The organism is Gammaproteobacteria bacterium (assembly GCA_030949385.1).
Lineage (GTDB): Bacteria > Pseudomonadota > Gammaproteobacteria > JAUZRS01 > JAUZRS01 > JAUZRS01.
This window is the reverse complement of record JAUZSP010000008.1, coordinates 143698-158825: the sequence shown is the minus strand read 5'-3', so window position 1 is coordinate 158825 and position 15128 is coordinate 143698. Positions and strand designations below refer to the sequence as shown.

The window sequence follows — 15128 nt, the reverse complement described above, 5'->3', positions numbered from 1 at the left end:
AAATCAAGCAACTGCTTATCAGCGCCTCTGCTGTCCGGTCGTTTGATCCCCAACAGATACGCTAAACCCCACTCGCAAGCGGCTATCGCTTACTTGCCCAAGAAAGTCCCTTGCCCGTTAAACGATATTTTTGTGTTGGACTTTTAGGCCGATCAGGCTGTGTCATCGTTATCAAATTATTTTGTAATGCGGGAGTTAAGTAATTTTTACGAAACGTTGGTCGATGCTTTAAACCCAACTGTTTTAGCAACTCATCTGCGGTCAGGACTGAATGCTTATACAGCACCTTTAACAGCGTGTTTACTTGATCGCTTACTTGATCGGTTACTTGATCGCTAGCAGATACACAGGCTTCTAAAATTCGCTGCAACATAAACGCTATAAATGGAGCAGAATTGGTCTGTTCGGTACTCTCTTGCAAAGCAAGATAATACTCCGCTTGATGCGCGTAAACGAGGCTTTCAACAGGCAAATGGGCAAAGATCGGCTTCCATTGGCTTAATATCAGCGTTTGCCATAAACGCCCCATACGACCATTGCCATCGGCAAAGGGATGAATAAATTCAAATTCATAATGAAACACACAACTACGAATCAAAGAGTGTTCTTTGCTGTGCCTAAGCCAATGCAATAAATCCTGCATTAAACCCGCAACCCGATTGGCCGGAGGTGCCATGTGAATCACTACGTCTCCCTGCATCACTCCAACACCGGATTGGCGATAGTGGCCTGCATCGTCGATCAAACCTTGCATTAACAACTGATGAGCATTCAGCACATCATTTTGTTGATCGGCTTGCCAGTGATCGAGTTTTTCATAGGCTTGCAGTGCATTACGCACTTCTTGCACCTCTTTCGGTGGGGCAATAACGGGCTTGCCTGCTAAAACTGCGGTGATTTGTGCTTCGGTTAAGGTATTACCTTCAATAGCAAGAGAGCCTTGAATGGTTCGGATGCGGTTAATTCGGCGTAGACGTAACTTATCTTCACCGGTTTGTAGCACCGCCAATGCCCCCAACTTTTCGCTAATCTCTGCAATCAACGTAATAATGGCAGGAGTAATGCAATAAGGCGGTTGGTAGCCCATTAAGCCCACTCTTTTATTGCAGGTAAAACCGGCAGCAGATCAGCAAAACTCTCCAGCATAACAAAATCAAGCAACTGCTTATCAGCGCCTCTGCTGTCCGGTTTCTTGATCCCCAACAGATGCGCCAAGCCATACTCACGAGCGGCTCTTAACACATTCTCATTATCGTCAATTAATAACGAGCGGGCGGGATCAAAGGGTTCTTTTAACTGCATCTGCTGCCAAAATTCCGGCTGCTCTTTCGGTGTGCCGTCATCATGGGCGCTGTGCATAACATCAAAATGCCCCTCTAATTTGGTCACTTCCATCTTCAACACCAACGTACCCCGATGGGCGTTGGTGGCCAACACCACCCGTTTTCCGGCGGCGCGCAAAGCATCCAAAAACGGCACCACCGCCGGACGAATGGCAATCAAATGGTGCATCTCGCGCTTGAGCTGCACAATGTCCAGATTCAGCTCAGCACCCCAATGATCGAGGCAATACCACTGCAAACTGCCCTCAATGGCCAAATAACGCCGCATCAACTCCTCTTTTGCCCAAGCCAGCGACATACCGTTTTTTTCTGCGTACCGCTGCGGCACATGTTCCAACCAAAAATGGTTATCAAAATGCAGATCCAGCAATGTGCCATCCAGATCTAAAAAAACCGTATCAATCTCATGCCAAGGAATCATCGTTCTCTCATTGTGAATTTCAATATAGATGGTTATGGTATAGCAATACCTCTAAACAGAGAACTGCCAGCCACAATGAAAACATTATCTCTGCTGCTGCTAGCGCCACTGCTCAGCGCCTGCTCAAACAGCGCCCTGCTGGTTGCCAACACACTGGCTCGGTTTGACAGTTACAGCCTCACAGTCGATCAAAACTACGGCATTCACGCCGCCAATAAACTGGATGTTTACCAACCCAAAGAAAAAGCCAAAGGTACGATTGTTTTTTTCTACGGCGGTTGCTGGGGCGCGTGCAGCACCTTTGCTAAAGACCATTATCGTTTTGTCGCCCAAGCGTTAACCACACAGGGCTATCGTGTGGTGATTCCCGATTATCGCCACTACCCCGAGGTCGGTTTTGCAGAAATAATGTACGACAGCGCCAACGCCGTGCGCTGGGTATTGAACCAATTTCATCGGCAAGAAAAAAACCCAGTGGTTTTTCTTATGGGACACTCTGCTGGCGGCCACATTGCCGCCATGCTGACCGTCAATGAAGAATACCTTGGCAGAGAAAAACAGCAAAAAATACGCGGTTTTATTGGTCTCTCTGCACCCTACGATTTTATCTTCGACAAACCCTATCTGCCTAAAGTATTTGCTAACATGGAGTACATCAAGTCTCAACCCAGTCACTTTGTGACCGGCAACGAAGCCCCCTTGCTGCTGCTCTACGGCGATCAAGATCAAGCGGTTTATCGACGCAACATTATTAACATGGCAAAGAAAGTGAAAGAAAAAAAGGGGCAGGTTGAGACACACATCTACCCCAATATGAACCACACTGACATGCTTGCCGCCTTCTCCATCCCCTATCGCAATCGCTTTGCCGTGCTGAATGACATTGCAACTTTTTTAAAGAAGTGGAGTCATGACTGATTCATTCATGCCGCTAACGGCTAAAGCAGCTGTTTTACCAATCCATTCAAAACCCAAATTGGAAACCGTCACACCATGAAAATGCTTGATGAGTTTGTGCAAAAAGAGTCCTCCAGCGGCATTCTGTTGATGGTCGCCACCGCCTTAGCACTGTTTTTTAGCAACAGCGCCCTATCAGGGCTCTACAACGATTTTTTACACCTGCATGTGGAAATTCGCATCGGCGCATTGCAGTTGGATAAATCCCTCTACCACTGGGTTAATGACGGTCTGATGGCGATCTTTTTTCTGCTCATTGGACTGGAGGTCAAACGAGAAATTTTAGAAGGCCACCTCTCCTCCCTAAAACAGATCACTCTGCCCGCCATTGCAGCCATCGGTGGTATGGCGGTACCGGCGCTGTTTTACCTGTTACTAAACCAAAACAACCCCATTGCCATCAACGGCTGGGCGATCCCCACCGCCACCGACATTGCCTTTGCACTGGGGGTACTCTCCTTGCTCGGCAACCGTGTCCCCGTGTCACTGAAGATTTTTCTTATGGCGCTGGCCATTATTGATGATCTGGGTGCCATTGTGATTATTGCGCTGTTTTACACCACCGATTTATCAACCACCTCCTTGTGGATTGCCAGCAGCGCCATTATCACCTTAATCGCCATGAATCGTTTTGGAGTAGCCAAAAAGACCGCCTATTTTATCGTCGGTGCGGTGCTTTGGATAAGCGTATTAAAATCCGGCGTACACGCCACTTTAGCGGGTGTGGCACTGGCCTTTACCATCCCTCTAAACGCAGAAGATGAACAGCATCAAGCCATTTCTCCCCTTAAAGAGATTGAACACAGCCTGCATTTTTGGTCAGCCTTTTTCATTCTCCCCCTGTTTGCTTTTGTTAATGCAGGGGTTAATGTCACCCAAATTTCACTGGATCAGATGACTGGATCGGTACCAATGGGTATTATTTTTGGGCTGTTTCTCGGCAAGCAGATCGGCGTGTTTGGCTTCAGTTGGCTGGCGATTAAACTCAAAATTGCACAACTGCCCACCGACAGCAATTGGCTGCAACTGTATGGCGTTTCTGTTTTAACCGGCATTGGATTTACCATGAGCCTGTTTATTGTTTCACTGGCTTTTGAAGACAATAGTTTATTTCAGTACACCGATAAACTGGCTATTTTGGTGGGTTCACTCTTATCTGGAATATGGGGTTATTGGCTTTTAAGTCGAGTTAAAAAAAGATAAACAGCCAATAAAAAAGGCACGTATACGTGCCTTTTTCTCTAAATTTAACTTCACGTCTAGCTTTTCAGGCTTTGCATAACCCGTAGTAAACGCTCTTTCACCTCTTTAGCCAACACCGTCACCTCTTCACGATCCACCAGCGTTAACACCGCTTCAGGATCCATAAAAGAGACCCGTACCGTTTCATCATCACATTCTCTGATCACCACATTGCAGGGCAATAAAAGACCGATTTCTGGCTCAAAATCCAATGCTTGATTGGCCAACCCAGGATTACACGCACCTAAAATTTTATAGGGGCGTTTTTCAATATCCAGCTTTTTTTTCAAAGTAGCCTGAATATCAATTTCGGTGATAATGCCAAACCCCTCTGCTTTTAGTGCTGCAACCAAGCGCGGCTCAAACTCAGACAGTGTGCCTTTCAAATCCACAAAAAAATGGTACATTATTTATCCCTCATATAGATAATTTAAAAAATCACTGTTTTTCCAACTCTGACCGACAGCGCTGAAATTCATCCTCATCAATCTCACCTTTTGCGTAGCGCATTTTCAGCAAGTCCAGCGGAGAATCTGGCGCGCTCAAACGCGGTACACGCTGACCTAACCAAAATTTTATGGCAAAAAACAGCGCCACAATAAAAATCAACAGAAAAAACCACATCTCAAACTCCTTTTATTGTTAACGTACAACCAACCGAATTTTCTTCGAAATCAAAGCCGGATCTTGCGGTTCATGGCTCTCATCTCCCAACAACAGTTGCAAGGTATGCTCACCCGCCGGTAAATTTAACACCGCCTCTGTTTCACCTTGATCAAAATGCCGATGGTACTTATCTCGTGGAATCGCCTCATCCATATCTGGCATCTCTTTAAGGTCAATCAACAGATGGTGATGACCGGCGGTATGACGACGCTTGCCTTTAGTGCCTGCGGGCGTAATACCAAATCCCTCAATACCAAATTGAACCGTAAATGGGCTGCTGACCGTTTGACCGTCTTCTAAACCAATAAAAAACACCTTGGCTGTTTTGGGCGGTGTGTGCGCCCAGCTTAATGAACTGCCCAACAGCAGAGCCATTAAAACCACTTTGTTTAGAGCCTTCATAGTCACTGTCCTTTTAAGGTCGATTCATCATCTGCATCGGCTGGCCGCTTTGCACGTTGCGCTGTGACCACGTTTGATAAATTTTATCGCTCCAGTGCGTCTGCACCCAAGCCAAAATAGATTCAATTTGTGCATCATTTAAACGGTTAGAAAACCCAGGCATCGTTCCCCCCAAAGCAACACCGCCGTTTTTTATCGTCCGTTTTAAGGCCGCCAGAGAATGATGCCAAGTGTGTGCATCGCCATTCAACGGTGGCGGTGGGTATTTTCCATTGGCCAAAGGCTCTTTCCAATTACGTGTGCCCGAGGCATCCGATTTATGACACATCGCGCAATTGGAACGATACAAACCCGCTCCCTCCGTCACCTGTGCTTTTGTATACCAACGCTGTTCTGTCTGTTTGTTTTGCACAGCCTCTTTTTCTTCATTACCACAGGCACTTAAAAAAAGCGTCACCATTGACAGTAAAAATACCGTTGTTAATTTTCTCATTTACACAAACTCCCATTATGCCGCCCCCAAAAGAGTGGGAGCGACAGATTAAACCATTAGAACCAAGCACGCAGCCCAATGACTCCACGCACGTCATGATCGGATTCGCCTGCGGTGGTGGCAAAATGCGCACTGTCACCAAACAGACGAGTTGATTCAACGCCAATATAAGGCGCAAATTCACGTCGAATTTCATAACGCAAACGCAAGCCCATCGAGACATCAGACAAACCAGAGCCAATACCCAGAGCCGGTTCACTGCTGCTGTGCAGGTTCAGCTCCACTTCTGGGGAAACAATCAGTTTTTGGGTAAACATGTATTCGTATTCCGCCATCAAACGCAACGCCACTTGATCGCCATCGGCAACAAACAGGCTGACATCAACTTCAAACAGATACGGCGCTAAGCCCAACAAAGAAACGGCAAACCAATCCCGTCGCGGAGTCGGTTGAACATCGCCACGCCAACCGACTTGAACATCCCAAAACGGCGCAATGGCACGGCTGTACAGCAACTGTATTTCTGCTTCTGTTTCACCGTCCACTGAACTGCCTTCGGTTTTAAACCACAGCTTATTCAGATCTTTACCCAACCACGCACTGCCCGCCCACGACAACGGTGAACCGTCGCCACTTTGCAGCTCGACGTTGTTCAGCATCACTTTGCCAATCAAAGGATCATCGCCTCCCATCGCCCACAGTGGCGCAGAGAATAAAAGCGCAGGAGACAACAAAAGTACCGCCATTAATTTTTTCATCTTCATCACCCCTTAACTGACCACAACCGTACGGAACATACCCAACATGTGATAAAGCAGATGGCAGTGATACGCCCAGCCGCCTTCCGCATCCACCGTCACGCGATAACTGATGCGCGCTCCTGGCTGCACAATCACCGTGTGTTTTCGGGGCAAGTAGTTATTATCGCCGGTCTCCAAATCACTCCACAAACCGTGCAGATGCATGGGGTGATTCATCATGGTGTCATTGACAAACGTGATGCGAATGCGCTCACCCAGTTTCCACTGCAAGGGTTCCGCATCGGCAAATTTGATCCCATTAATCGACCACATGTAGCGTCCCATATTGCCAGTCAGGTGCAGTTCCAGCTCCCGTGTCACCTCTGGCTCTTTGTTTGTCGGGTATAAATTTCGCAGATCGGCGTAACTCAATACGCGCCGTCCGTTGTTTCGCAGCCCCACCCCCGGATCATCAAGACGATATTGAGGTCCATTGGCACGAGCGTCCACATGCGGGCCAAATTCAGTCTCAGCGTGTTTAATTGGTTTGTTGCTGAAATCAGAAGGGTTGGCCTTCATGGGCATTTCGTGCCCCATGGCGCTGTGATCCATGCCCTTCATCGCCCCCATGTCATGCTGGCTGTGATCCATGCCTTTCATCGCCCCCATGTCATGCTGGCTGTGATCCATCGCCGCTGAACCTGATGACATTGCACCGTGATCCATACCAGCCATGTCGTGCCCCATGGCGCTCATATCCATGCCCATATCACCGTGGCTTAAATTAGGCACCGGATCCATTGCGGGAATCGCAGCGGTTTTCGCCACATCGGGGGTCAAGGTACCGCGAGCGTAACCAGAACGAGCAATGTCCTGCGCAAACACGGTATACGCACGATCGTCTTCTGGCTCAACAATCACATCGTAGGTTTCTGCCACCCCGATGCGAAACTCATCCACCGTCACCGGCTGCACATACTGACCATCCGCCGCCACCACGGTCATTTTCAAACCTGGGATACGCAGATCAAAGAAGGTCATGGCCGAACCGTTCACAAAACGCAAACGCACCTTTTCACCTTTTTTAAACATCCCCGTCCAACCGCTGTTGGGCGCTGCGCCGTTCATCAAATAGGTGTAGGTGTAGCCGGTCACATCGGAGAGATCGCGCTGGCTCATACGCATCTCATTCCACATTTTGCGATCTCGCCAAGTGGCCACCAGCCCCTTCTCTTTAATGTCCTTCATCAAGTCGGTATGAGTACGTTCATTAAAGTTGTAATAGTGACTTAGTTTTTTCAGCTTATTGTAAATCGACTGCGGATCTTCATCGCTCCAATCGGAGAGCATCACCACATAATCACGATCGTACTCAAACGGCTCTGGCTCTTTGGGATCAATCACAATGGAGCCGTACAAACCCGTCTGCTCCTGAAACCCCGAATGGCTGTGATACCAATAGGTACCGCTCTGCTTCACCGGAAAACGGTAGGTAAAGGTCTCGCCCGCAGGAATACCAGAAAAGCCATTGGAGATCCCTGGCACACCGTCCATGCCACTGGGCAAAATCAGCCCATGCCAATGGATTGAACTGCTTTCAGCCAGATGATTGGTAACATTAAGAGTTACCGTCTCACCCTCTTTCCAGCGCAAAATAGGCGCGGGTAACGAGCCGTTGACCGTCGTAGCCATCCGCTCAGTGCCGGTAAAATTCACCGCTTGTTCGGAGATGTTCAGCTCAAAATCGGTTCCACTGAGCACCTGTGTGCCTTGTTTTTTGCTTAACGAAGCCAACAGTGAACCGGAGTTCAAAGCCAAGCCAGCGGCAGCCCCGCCCAAAGCCAAACCTTTGACAAAACGGCGACGTGATAAAGAGACATCCGCTGAGGAGGTCGATTGAGGGTATTTCATACATAAATTCCTTGCACAACAAGCAGACACAATAACGCCGCTTATTGATGTTACAAAATGAGAAAAGCCTAAGGTATTAGGCGCAACAACAAGAGAGGACTAAAGCCGAGGAGGACGATAGAGCCCCTCCAGTGCAAGGGAAGAAAAATCGTGCAGAATAAACCGAGCCGCAAGAACGGAATTATAAAGATGTACTTGAGGTTGAAACAGAGGCAACAACAGACAAGAAGCACATTGGCATGAAGGGCAATTGTGATCCGTACAATCGCCGCCGCTCATATTATGCTCTTGCATACAATCCATTGCGTTCATCATGCCTGCATCCTTGGCAGCCACATCAATACGCTGCATCTGCTCCATGCTCATCGCAGCTGAAGGCAGCTCAAACAAATTTGCAAAGGCACCCTGATGCGGCAACAGCACCAGCTGTAATACCAACACAAAACCTAAAACCTGTTTGATCCATATTTTCATGGGCGGCAATGATAATCCGATTAAGAACAAATTCAACTGTTTTCCTTCGTCTGCAATTCACAACAAAGGTTCAACCTTATCAAACTGTGACTCGCTTCAAAAAGCGACAAATTTGGTTTTTACCATTAGCTTTGGAGTGATACATCGCTTCATCAGCACAACGAATCAATGCCTCCAAACCGTCTGCATCCTCAGGATAAATCGCCACCCCAATGCTGACCGTGACCTCGGCCTGATAAGGCAATGTTTGAATCGTCTCGGTCAATCGCGCCAACAAGTTCTCTGCCAACGTCATCGCCCCCAGAGGCGGTTCAATGTTCGGCAACAAGCAGACAAATTCATCGCCACCAAAACGAGCCGCCGTATCGCTTTTACGCATGTTTTCTCGCAGACAGTGCGCCACGCTCTTGAGCAGATCATCCCCCACCCCATGACCGTAACGATCATTAACCTGTTTAAAATTATCCAAATCCAAAAACAGCACCGCCACCGAAGTCGTATTGCGTTTTGCACTCTGCAACGCTTTATGCAAACGATTATTCAACAGCTCCCGATTGGGCAGATGAGTCAAACCGTCGTACAACGCCCGCTGCATAATATCGTCGTGCTGGCGTTTACGCTCCGTAATGTCCTCAACAATGCCGAGCAATTTAGAGTCATTGCCCAGATCCAAATCCAAAATCTCCAACTTCATCCGCAGCCAACGCTCCTCGCCACTGTTACGCACAATGCGATACTCTACTTCGCATGAGCTTTTACGCCGGAAGACCCGTTCAATGGCTCGCTCTATTTTTGCTACATCCTCTTGCACCACTTGAGACAGGCCACTGGAAAAACTGATCTGGGTACATTGCGCTTGCCAGCCAAAAATCCGCCGCGCCTCACCGGAAACCGTCACCACTTTGGCCAACAGATCGAACTCCAAATAACCCAAACCGGCAATGCGTTGCGCGTGTACCAACAACTGTTTGTTGCGCAATAACTCTTGAGTCATGGCGTGAGTACGCAGCGAATATTTAACCCGCTCGTTTAACAGACGAATATTGATCGGCTTGGTAATAAAATCCGTCGCCCCCGCTTCAAAAGCCTCAGTTACCGAATCCAAATCATCCAAACTGGTCAACATCACAATCGGCAAACGTCGGTGTTTTTTACTGCCACGCAAACGAGCACAGACCTCAAAACCGTCCATTTCCGGCATCTGCACATCCAGCAAAAGCAGATCAATACGCTGCTGCTCAACGACGCGCAGAGCCGCCTGACCACAGTTTCGATCAATCACATTGTGACCGGCTTTGAACAGTGATTTACGCACCAGACGACGAGTGAAATCATCATCATCCACCAGCAAAATATTTGATTTAAGCATAATAAACCCACCTCATAACAACCCTATTAAGAGGAGGTGCTACAAAATTAAGACCATAAAACAACAAGGAATTATTTATCTGGGAAAGGGAAGACAATATTAATCGGCAGAATAGAGCGGAGATAAAGCCGCAGGCTCTTTTTTAGCCGACTTATTTTTCAACACAAAGGTTTTTAACGCCTGCTGTAATACAGCGCCATTCCAATCAGATTCAGCCTGATATAAAACCCGATTAAGATCCAAAATAGCTTCTCTCAAAGGTTTAGGAACCTGCTCGGCCACGGCGCTTAAACTGCACAACGACAACTGCGGCCACTGCAACTCAGCCCACTGTAACAACCGTATTTTACAGTTTTTCGCTTGGTTTTTTCCGGCAGCTTTGTCCACTTCTTTTAACAGCGTCTGAATTTTTGTCGTCGATTTTTTTGCCTTAACAGCGGGGGCGCGTTGACCTGATTTCAACCAACAAAAAATAAGGGTTAAAAACCAACCTAAAGCCAAAAACAGAACAAGCCCTTGCCAAAAAAGAAGTGTCTTTTTATCCGCCTGTAAACTCGATGATTGCACCAGCGCAGAGGGAGCAATCAAAGCGGTATCGGCTTCCTCAGTTTTTTCTGAAGCAGAAACAGCCCCTTTTTCAGGCAAAACCCGAATCAAACGCTCCGGCAGACGTGCCGTCTCCAACGTTTGTGTGTCACTGTTCCACCAGCGAAGCTCAATCGCAGGCAAACGATAGTCACCCGATTTTTGCGCCACCAACGCCACTTTCTGCTGACGCACGCCGGTAATGCCCGTGTCACTCTGCTGATCTTTCAAGATCGGCTGATCAGGATAGGCCCGCAACCCTGCTGGCATTATCAAGTCAAGATTAGGCAGCTGCGCTGCGGTCAGCCCTTCCGCCATAATCGCCACAGTGCGCGTCAACGACTCACCGACTCGAATGGTAGCCGGACTCTGCGGCCAACTCTCCAACAACTGCAAACGACGGCTCGGCAACCACGCCACACCCTGAACCGAGTCAGGAATGCCTTTGACCTCAACACTCAAACCATTAGAACGTTTTACAATCTGTCGTCCAGAACTGGCAAAGGGATCAAAAAAACCCCGTCGCTCCACCAAAGCACCTTGAAAGGTAATCGGCTCAATCATCATCGTTCCACTCTGCTGCGGAAAAACCGCATAACGGCGCTCAATGACTTTGTATCGCTCTCCTTGGCTGAACTGCTCAAACTCACGATCTTCGCCCAAGCGCTCAAGCACCGCATCCAGACCACTCAACTCCGGTTCACTCAACGTCGCACTGCTGAGATTAATCCGCCGCCACAATTTCACCGTCAACAACAACTGCTGCTGCAAGTAGAGCTCTTTTTTATCCGCCGTTAGCTCCACAAACACCGATCCATTAGCAGCGCCGCCCTGTTGTTGAGCTGGTTTACTGACCTCCAGCACCAGCGCCGGAGAATCATCTCGACCAAAAGCGATGGCAGGCAACATCACCAGACCGGTTTTTTTTGCCATCAGAGTCAATGTCCAACGCACCGAACGGCTGCTGCGCCCATTGATCAGAGAGATCTGCTGGCTGCGACTGTTGGAGATAATTTCAAAATTCTTCTCCAATGGCTGCCAATCCGGCTCTTCATCCAGATTGCCTTTGGCCTCCACCACCAACTGAAACGATTCGTTTAGAGGTACTTTTTTCGGCGTCAGATAGGCGCTGATTTCGGCGGCATTGGCCCAACCGATGCCAAACCACAACAGCACCGTAAGAAGATTGATTTTTACCATGACTGCTCTGTCGGTTGCCCGTCCTGTTGTCGATATTGATAGAGAAATTTACGCCGCAGCAGACCAGCCGGATCATCGGGAATGCGGCGCAACCACTGCTCATTAGCCAACTGCTGCTCCTGCTGTTCTGAAGTCAACTGCTGCTGACTGGCTTGTTGTTCTGTAGCCTCAGCCTCTTTTTCAGCAGCCTCGGCCTTTTCTAGCGACTCTGCTGACTGTTTTTCAGGCTCGGTTTGTCGATCCGATTGTTGATCGGATGTTTTCTCTTCAGCCTGCTGCTCCGACTCCTGAGACTCGGAATCACTCGGGTTTTGTGCATCAGGCTTCTGAGATTGATCCTGTTTTGACTGCGACAATTCCTGTTCGCTCTGCTGATCTTGCTGACCTCCAGAACCCTGCTGCTGATCGTTGCTCTGCTCTTGATCGCCGTCCTGCTGCTGTTTATCTTTATCTTGTTTTTGTTGCTGTTCTTGTTGCTGTTTTTTCAGCGCCGCTTTGACTTGAGCCAAATTAAACTCAGCATCCTCAAATTCAGGCTGCTTTTTCAGTGCCTCTTCATAGGCCTTCACCGCTTCGGGCAATTTTCCCAAACGCGCCAAAGCATTGCCGCGATTGTAAAATCCTTGCGCACCCTCCGAGCTCTGCCAATTTTGCAACGATTGCTCAAATTTTCCGGCTCTATAATCAGCTGCACCACGCCAATTGGGATCAGAAAACCCCTTGCCAGCCCGCTCAAATTGCCCCTGATCAAAAGCCTGTTTCGCCTGCTGCTCTTGATTAAGCCACAACTCATCCCAACTCAGAGCCGAACTGGGCGGCGCATAGGGCACTAGAAACACCAGCAACAGCAAATAACCACGCCGAAACACCAAAGCCGCCAAGGGCAAGACCAACAGCAGCAACCACGGCCCTTCCTCTTGCCACTGATCAAACTGCGCTTGACTCTCACTCATCTCTTTATGGCTGCTAATCCAGAGACTCTGTAGACGTTGCAAATCTTGGTCGCCCAAACTCAAACTCTGATAAAGACCGCCACCAGCAGCAGCAACCCGCCGCAAAACGGTTTCGTTCAAGCCTGGCAAAACAATATTGCCCTGCGCATCTTTGATAAAACCGCCTTGCGCGCGAGGAATCGGTGCGCCCTGAACCGTACCCACCGCCAAAACTGACAATCGGTGACCGCTCTTTTTCAATTCTCTTGCTGCCGTCACCGCCGCCAACGTGTCACTGTCGGTCAACAACAGCACTTGACCGTGCAAAATACCGCCTTGCTGAAACAGCTCAACGGCTTTTGCAATGGCCAACTCAGGGCGGCTGCCCTGATTGGGCATCAAATCGGGGTGCAAACTGCTCAACATCGCTTCGATGGTCAACACATCTTCCGTCAAAGGAGTCACGGTGTAGGCACTGCCCGCAAACACCACCAGCGCCGTCTGCCCTTCCTTGCGTTGGTGCAGCAAATCCAACAGTTTAAAGCGGGCTTTTTGCAGACGATTAGGCGACAAATCGGTACTCAACATGGAACGAGAGAGATCCCACAAAATCACCAAAGCCGACTGCTGACGAAACAGCGGCTGTGACAAACGCTGCCAAGCGGGGCCTGCCAACGCCAAAATCATCAACACTCCCGCCAACATCATCGCCACCAGCGGCCAAGAGGAGGCCTTGCCCATCTGGTGGGTCAACAGATGGGGCAGCAACTGCGGCTCCACCACCGCACTCCAACTGCCTGCCTGCCGTCGATGTTGCCACCACCACACCAACAAACCCGCCAAAATCGGCAACAACAGCAACCAGAAAGGCCGTAAAAAATGGAATTCCTGCCAGCGCTCCCACATCAGTTCTTGCCCTCACGCAACAACAATGGCAGCGCCAACAACAACAACAACAACAACAACAACACCGCCAACAGCAACCATGGATAGAGCGCGCTGCGCGGACGATACCGGATCGCTTCACCATCACTCGGCTCCAACTCATCCAAGAGACGATAAATCTGCTGCAACTCTTGCGTGTTCCGCGCGCGAAAATAACGCCCCTGCGTCTGTTTTGCAATGGCGCGTAGGGTCTTTTCATCCAGATCCCGCGAGGGGTTGACTCTTCGGGTACCGAACAGACTGCGCACCTCTTTCTCCGTGGCTCCCACGCCGATGGTGTAAATTTTTAACCCCTTTTCTGCGGCCAACTCGGCGGCTTTCAGCGGAGCCACTTCACCGGCGGTATTCGCCCCATCGGTGAGCAAAATCAACACTCGACGTTCACTCTCCACCCCCTGCAAACGTTTAACCGCCAAACCGATGGCGTCACCAATGGCGGTCTCTTTGCCTGCCAAACCGATGGCCGATTCATACAACAGGGTCAGCACCGTCTCTCGATCAAAGGTCAACGGCACTTGCACATAGGCCTGCGCACCAAACAAAATCAGGCCGATACGATCCCCTTCACGACGCTGAATAAACTCCCCCGCCACCCGTTTGGTGGCGGTCAAACGATCCACCCGCCGACCGCCAATCTCAAAATCATCCTCTTGCATACTGCCCGACAGATCCACCGCCAAGAGCAGATCCCGGCCGCTTTGTGGCAATAAAATCGGCTCTCCCATCCACTCCGGACGCGCAGCAGCCAGCACCAACAACAGCCACGCCAGCAGCGCCAGCCACAGCGGCCAACGCCTCTCAGCCACCACCGCTCGCCGACCGCTCGCCGCATCAAAATCAGCTAAAAAAGGCACCTTCAACGCCGCCTGTGACACCGAGACCGGCGGCAAAAAACGCCGCACCAACCACGGCAACGGCAGCACCAACAGCAACCAAGGCCACTCAAAATGAATCATGACGGCTCCTTTTTCGTCCACGGCAACACCAGCAGCCAGCATTGCACCAACTGCAACAGGCCGTGAACGTCACTCTTTGGATCAATTTGAGCGGCGTAAGGAGCCTGTAGCAGCAACCGTCCCGCACCCTGCTGAAACTCCCTGCCTCCCAAAGCCTCATCCAAAAATCGCAACCAAGCCTCACCCTGCACCCCCGCACAGGCCTCTGCTTGATACGCAGGCAGGCTCAAACAAACACGGCGCAGAAAAATCGACAACTCCGCCACCAACGGCGGCAGCAGAGCATCCGACTCAAACCGACCTCGCAAGCGCGCAAACTCCGCCAAAGCCACTCGTTTTAACGCCGCCTGCTGATAACGTCGGTAGAACCACCAACCCAAACCTGTGATCAACAGCAACAATGCCAGCAACAACCACCAGCCCAGAGCCGGAGGCCATGCACTGACGGAGTCAGCCAACACAATGTCGCGTAAATTCAATTCAGTGGGCATA

16 protein-coding genes are annotated in these 15128 nt (G+C 49.7%); 2 read left to right on the top strand and 14 right to left on the bottom strand.

Features of this window, described 5'->3' with window-relative positions:
* Positions 1-82: 82 nt before the first annotated feature.
* Positions 83-1087 carry a Fic family protein gene (locus tag Q9O24_12300; GenBank protein ID MDQ7075898.1) on the bottom strand — a complete coding sequence of 335 codons (1005 nt, stop codon included), beginning with the start codon at positions 1085-1087 and terminating at the stop codon, positions 83-85.
* Complete coding sequence (gene yrfG / locus Q9O24_12295; GenBank protein MDQ7075897.1) at positions 1087-1764, bottom strand: GMP/IMP nucleotidase; 678 nt, start codon at positions 1762-1764, stop codon at positions 1087-1089. The genes Q9O24_12300 and yrfG overlap by 1 nt, the downstream gene beginning before the upstream one ends.
* 75 nt (positions 1765-1839) lie before the next feature.
* Between yrfG and Q9O24_12290 the strand changes: the two genes are divergently transcribed.
* Together Q9O24_12290 and nhaA are read left to right on the top strand one after the other, a co-directional pair.
* Entirely contained in the window at positions 1840-2682 is an 843-nt protein-coding gene (locus Q9O24_12290) for an alpha/beta hydrolase (GenBank protein MDQ7075896.1), read from the top strand.
* Between the two features lie 75 nt (positions 2683-2757).
* Positions 2758-3924, top strand: coding sequence for a Na+/H+ antiporter NhaA (nhaA, locus tag Q9O24_12285; GenBank protein MDQ7075895.1), 1167 nt, complete (start codon positions 2758-2760; stop codon positions 3922-3924).
* A gap of 56 nt (positions 3925-3980) precedes the next feature.
* On the opposite strand, the gene Q9O24_12280 is transcribed toward nhaA, so the two are convergent.
* The 12 genes from Q9O24_12280 to Q9O24_12225 form a co-directional block, all read right to left on the bottom strand.
* Positions 3981-4370, bottom strand: a complete 390-nt coding sequence (locus Q9O24_12280) for a DUF302 domain-containing protein (GenBank protein ID MDQ7075894.1) — start codon at positions 4368-4370, stop codon at positions 3981-3983.
* Positions 4371-4401: 31 nt separating this feature from the next.
* Positions 4402-4587 carry an SHOCT domain-containing protein gene (locus tag Q9O24_12275; protein ID MDQ7075893.1) on the bottom strand — a complete coding sequence of 62 codons (186 nt, stop codon included), beginning with the start codon at positions 4585-4587 and terminating at the stop codon, positions 4402-4404.
* 18 nt (positions 4588-4605) lie between these two features.
* Entirely contained in the window at positions 4606-5031 is a 426-nt protein-coding gene (locus Q9O24_12270; GenBank protein MDQ7075892.1) for a DUF4399 domain-containing protein, read from the bottom strand.
* 13 nt (positions 5032-5044) lie between these two features.
* Positions 5045-5524, bottom strand: a complete 480-nt coding sequence (locus tag Q9O24_12265) for a cytochrome c (protein ID MDQ7075891.1) — start codon at positions 5522-5524, stop codon at positions 5045-5047.
* Positions 5525-5580: 56 nt separating this feature from the next.
* Positions 5581-6282 (bottom strand): copper resistance protein B, encoded by a 702-nt coding sequence (locus tag Q9O24_12260; GenBank protein MDQ7075890.1) that lies wholly within the window; start codon positions 6280-6282, stop codon positions 5581-5583.
* 12 nt (positions 6283-6294) lie between these two features.
* Entirely contained in the window at positions 6295-8175 is a 1881-nt protein-coding gene (locus Q9O24_12255) for a copper resistance system multicopper oxidase (GenBank protein MDQ7075889.1), read from the bottom strand.
* Positions 8176-8274: 99 nt separating this feature from the next.
* The gene (locus Q9O24_12250; GenBank protein MDQ7075888.1) at positions 8275-8685 is read right to left on the bottom strand and encodes a hypothetical protein; all 411 of its coding nucleotides are present in this window, start codon (positions 8683-8685) and stop codon (positions 8275-8277) included.
* Positions 8686-8728: 43 nt separating this feature from the next.
* Positions 8729-10018, bottom strand: a complete 1290-nt coding sequence (locus tag Q9O24_12245; protein MDQ7075887.1) for a diguanylate cyclase — start codon at positions 10016-10018, stop codon at positions 8729-8731.
* A 99-nt stretch (positions 10019-10117) separates the two neighbouring features.
* On the bottom strand, positions 10118-11803 hold the full coding sequence (locus Q9O24_12240; protein MDQ7075886.1) for a BatD family protein: 1686 nt from the start codon (positions 11801-11803) through the stop codon (positions 10118-10120).
* Positions 11797-13641, bottom strand: coding sequence for a VWA domain-containing protein (locus tag Q9O24_12235; GenBank protein MDQ7075885.1), 1845 nt, complete (start codon positions 13639-13641; stop codon positions 11797-11799). Before Q9O24_12235 ends, Q9O24_12240 begins: the two co-directional genes overlap by 7 nt.
* Entirely contained in the window at positions 13641-14636 is a 996-nt protein-coding gene (locus Q9O24_12230) for a VWA domain-containing protein (protein ID MDQ7075884.1), read from the bottom strand. Before Q9O24_12230 ends, Q9O24_12235 begins: the two co-directional genes overlap by 1 nt.
* Positions 14633-15127, bottom strand: a complete 495-nt coding sequence (locus tag Q9O24_12225; GenBank protein ID MDQ7075883.1) for a DUF4381 domain-containing protein — start codon at positions 15125-15127, stop codon at positions 14633-14635. The genes Q9O24_12230 and Q9O24_12225 overlap by 4 nt, the downstream gene beginning before the upstream one ends.
* Position 15128: the final 1 nt, after the last annotated feature.

Excerpts from the sequence above, each read along its gene's own strand:
- Q9O24_12300 (MDQ7075898.1), bottom strand. The coding sequence starts at position 1,087 with ATGGGCTACCAACCGCCTTATTGCATTACTCCTGCCATTATTACGTTG.
- yrfG (MDQ7075897.1), bottom strand. The coding sequence starts at position 1,764 with ATGATTCCTTGGCATGAGATTGATACGGTTTTTTTAGATCTGGATGGC.
- Q9O24_12290 (MDQ7075896.1), top strand. The coding sequence starts at position 1,840 with ATGAAAACATTATCTCTGCTGCTGCTAGCGCCACTGCTCAGCGCCTGC.
- nhaA (MDQ7075895.1), top strand. The coding sequence starts at position 2,758 with ATGAAAATGCTTGATGAGTTTGTGCAAAAAGAGTCCTCCAGCGGCATT.
- Q9O24_12280 (MDQ7075894.1), bottom strand. The coding sequence starts at position 4,370 with ATGTACCATTTTTTTGTGGATTTGAAAGGCACACTGTCTGAGTTTGAG.
- Q9O24_12275 (MDQ7075893.1), bottom strand. The coding sequence starts at position 4,587 with ATGTGGTTTTTTCTGTTGATTTTTATTGTGGCGCTGTTTTTTGCCATA.
- Q9O24_12270 (MDQ7075892.1), bottom strand. The coding sequence starts at position 5,031 with ATGAAGGCTCTAAACAAAGTGGTTTTAATGGCTCTGCTGTTGGGCAGT.
- Q9O24_12265 (MDQ7075891.1), bottom strand. The coding sequence starts at position 5,524 with ATGAGAAAATTAACAACGGTATTTTTACTGTCAATGGTGACGCTTTTT.
- Q9O24_12260 (MDQ7075890.1), bottom strand. The coding sequence starts at position 6,282 with ATGAAAAAATTAATGGCGGTACTTTTGTTGTCTCCTGCGCTTTTATTC.
- Q9O24_12255 (MDQ7075889.1), bottom strand. The coding sequence starts at position 8,175 with ATGAAATACCCTCAATCGACCTCCTCAGCGGATGTCTCTTTATCACGT.
- Q9O24_12245 (MDQ7075887.1), bottom strand. The coding sequence starts at position 10,018 with ATGCTTAAATCAAATATTTTGCTGGTGGATGATGATGATTTCACTCGT.
- Q9O24_12240 (MDQ7075886.1), bottom strand. The coding sequence starts at position 11,803 with ATGGTAAAAATCAATCTTCTTACGGTGCTGTTGTGGTTTGGCATCGGT.
- Q9O24_12235 (MDQ7075885.1), bottom strand. The coding sequence starts at position 13,641 with ATGTGGGAGCGCTGGCAGGAATTCCATTTTTTACGGCCTTTCTGGTTG.
- Q9O24_12230 (MDQ7075884.1), bottom strand. The coding sequence starts at position 14,636 with ATGATTCATTTTGAGTGGCCTTGGTTGCTGTTGGTGCTGCCGTTGCCG.
- Q9O24_12225 (MDQ7075883.1), bottom strand. The coding sequence starts at position 15,127 with ATGCCCACTGAATTGAATTTACGCGACATTGTGTTGGCTGACTCCGTC.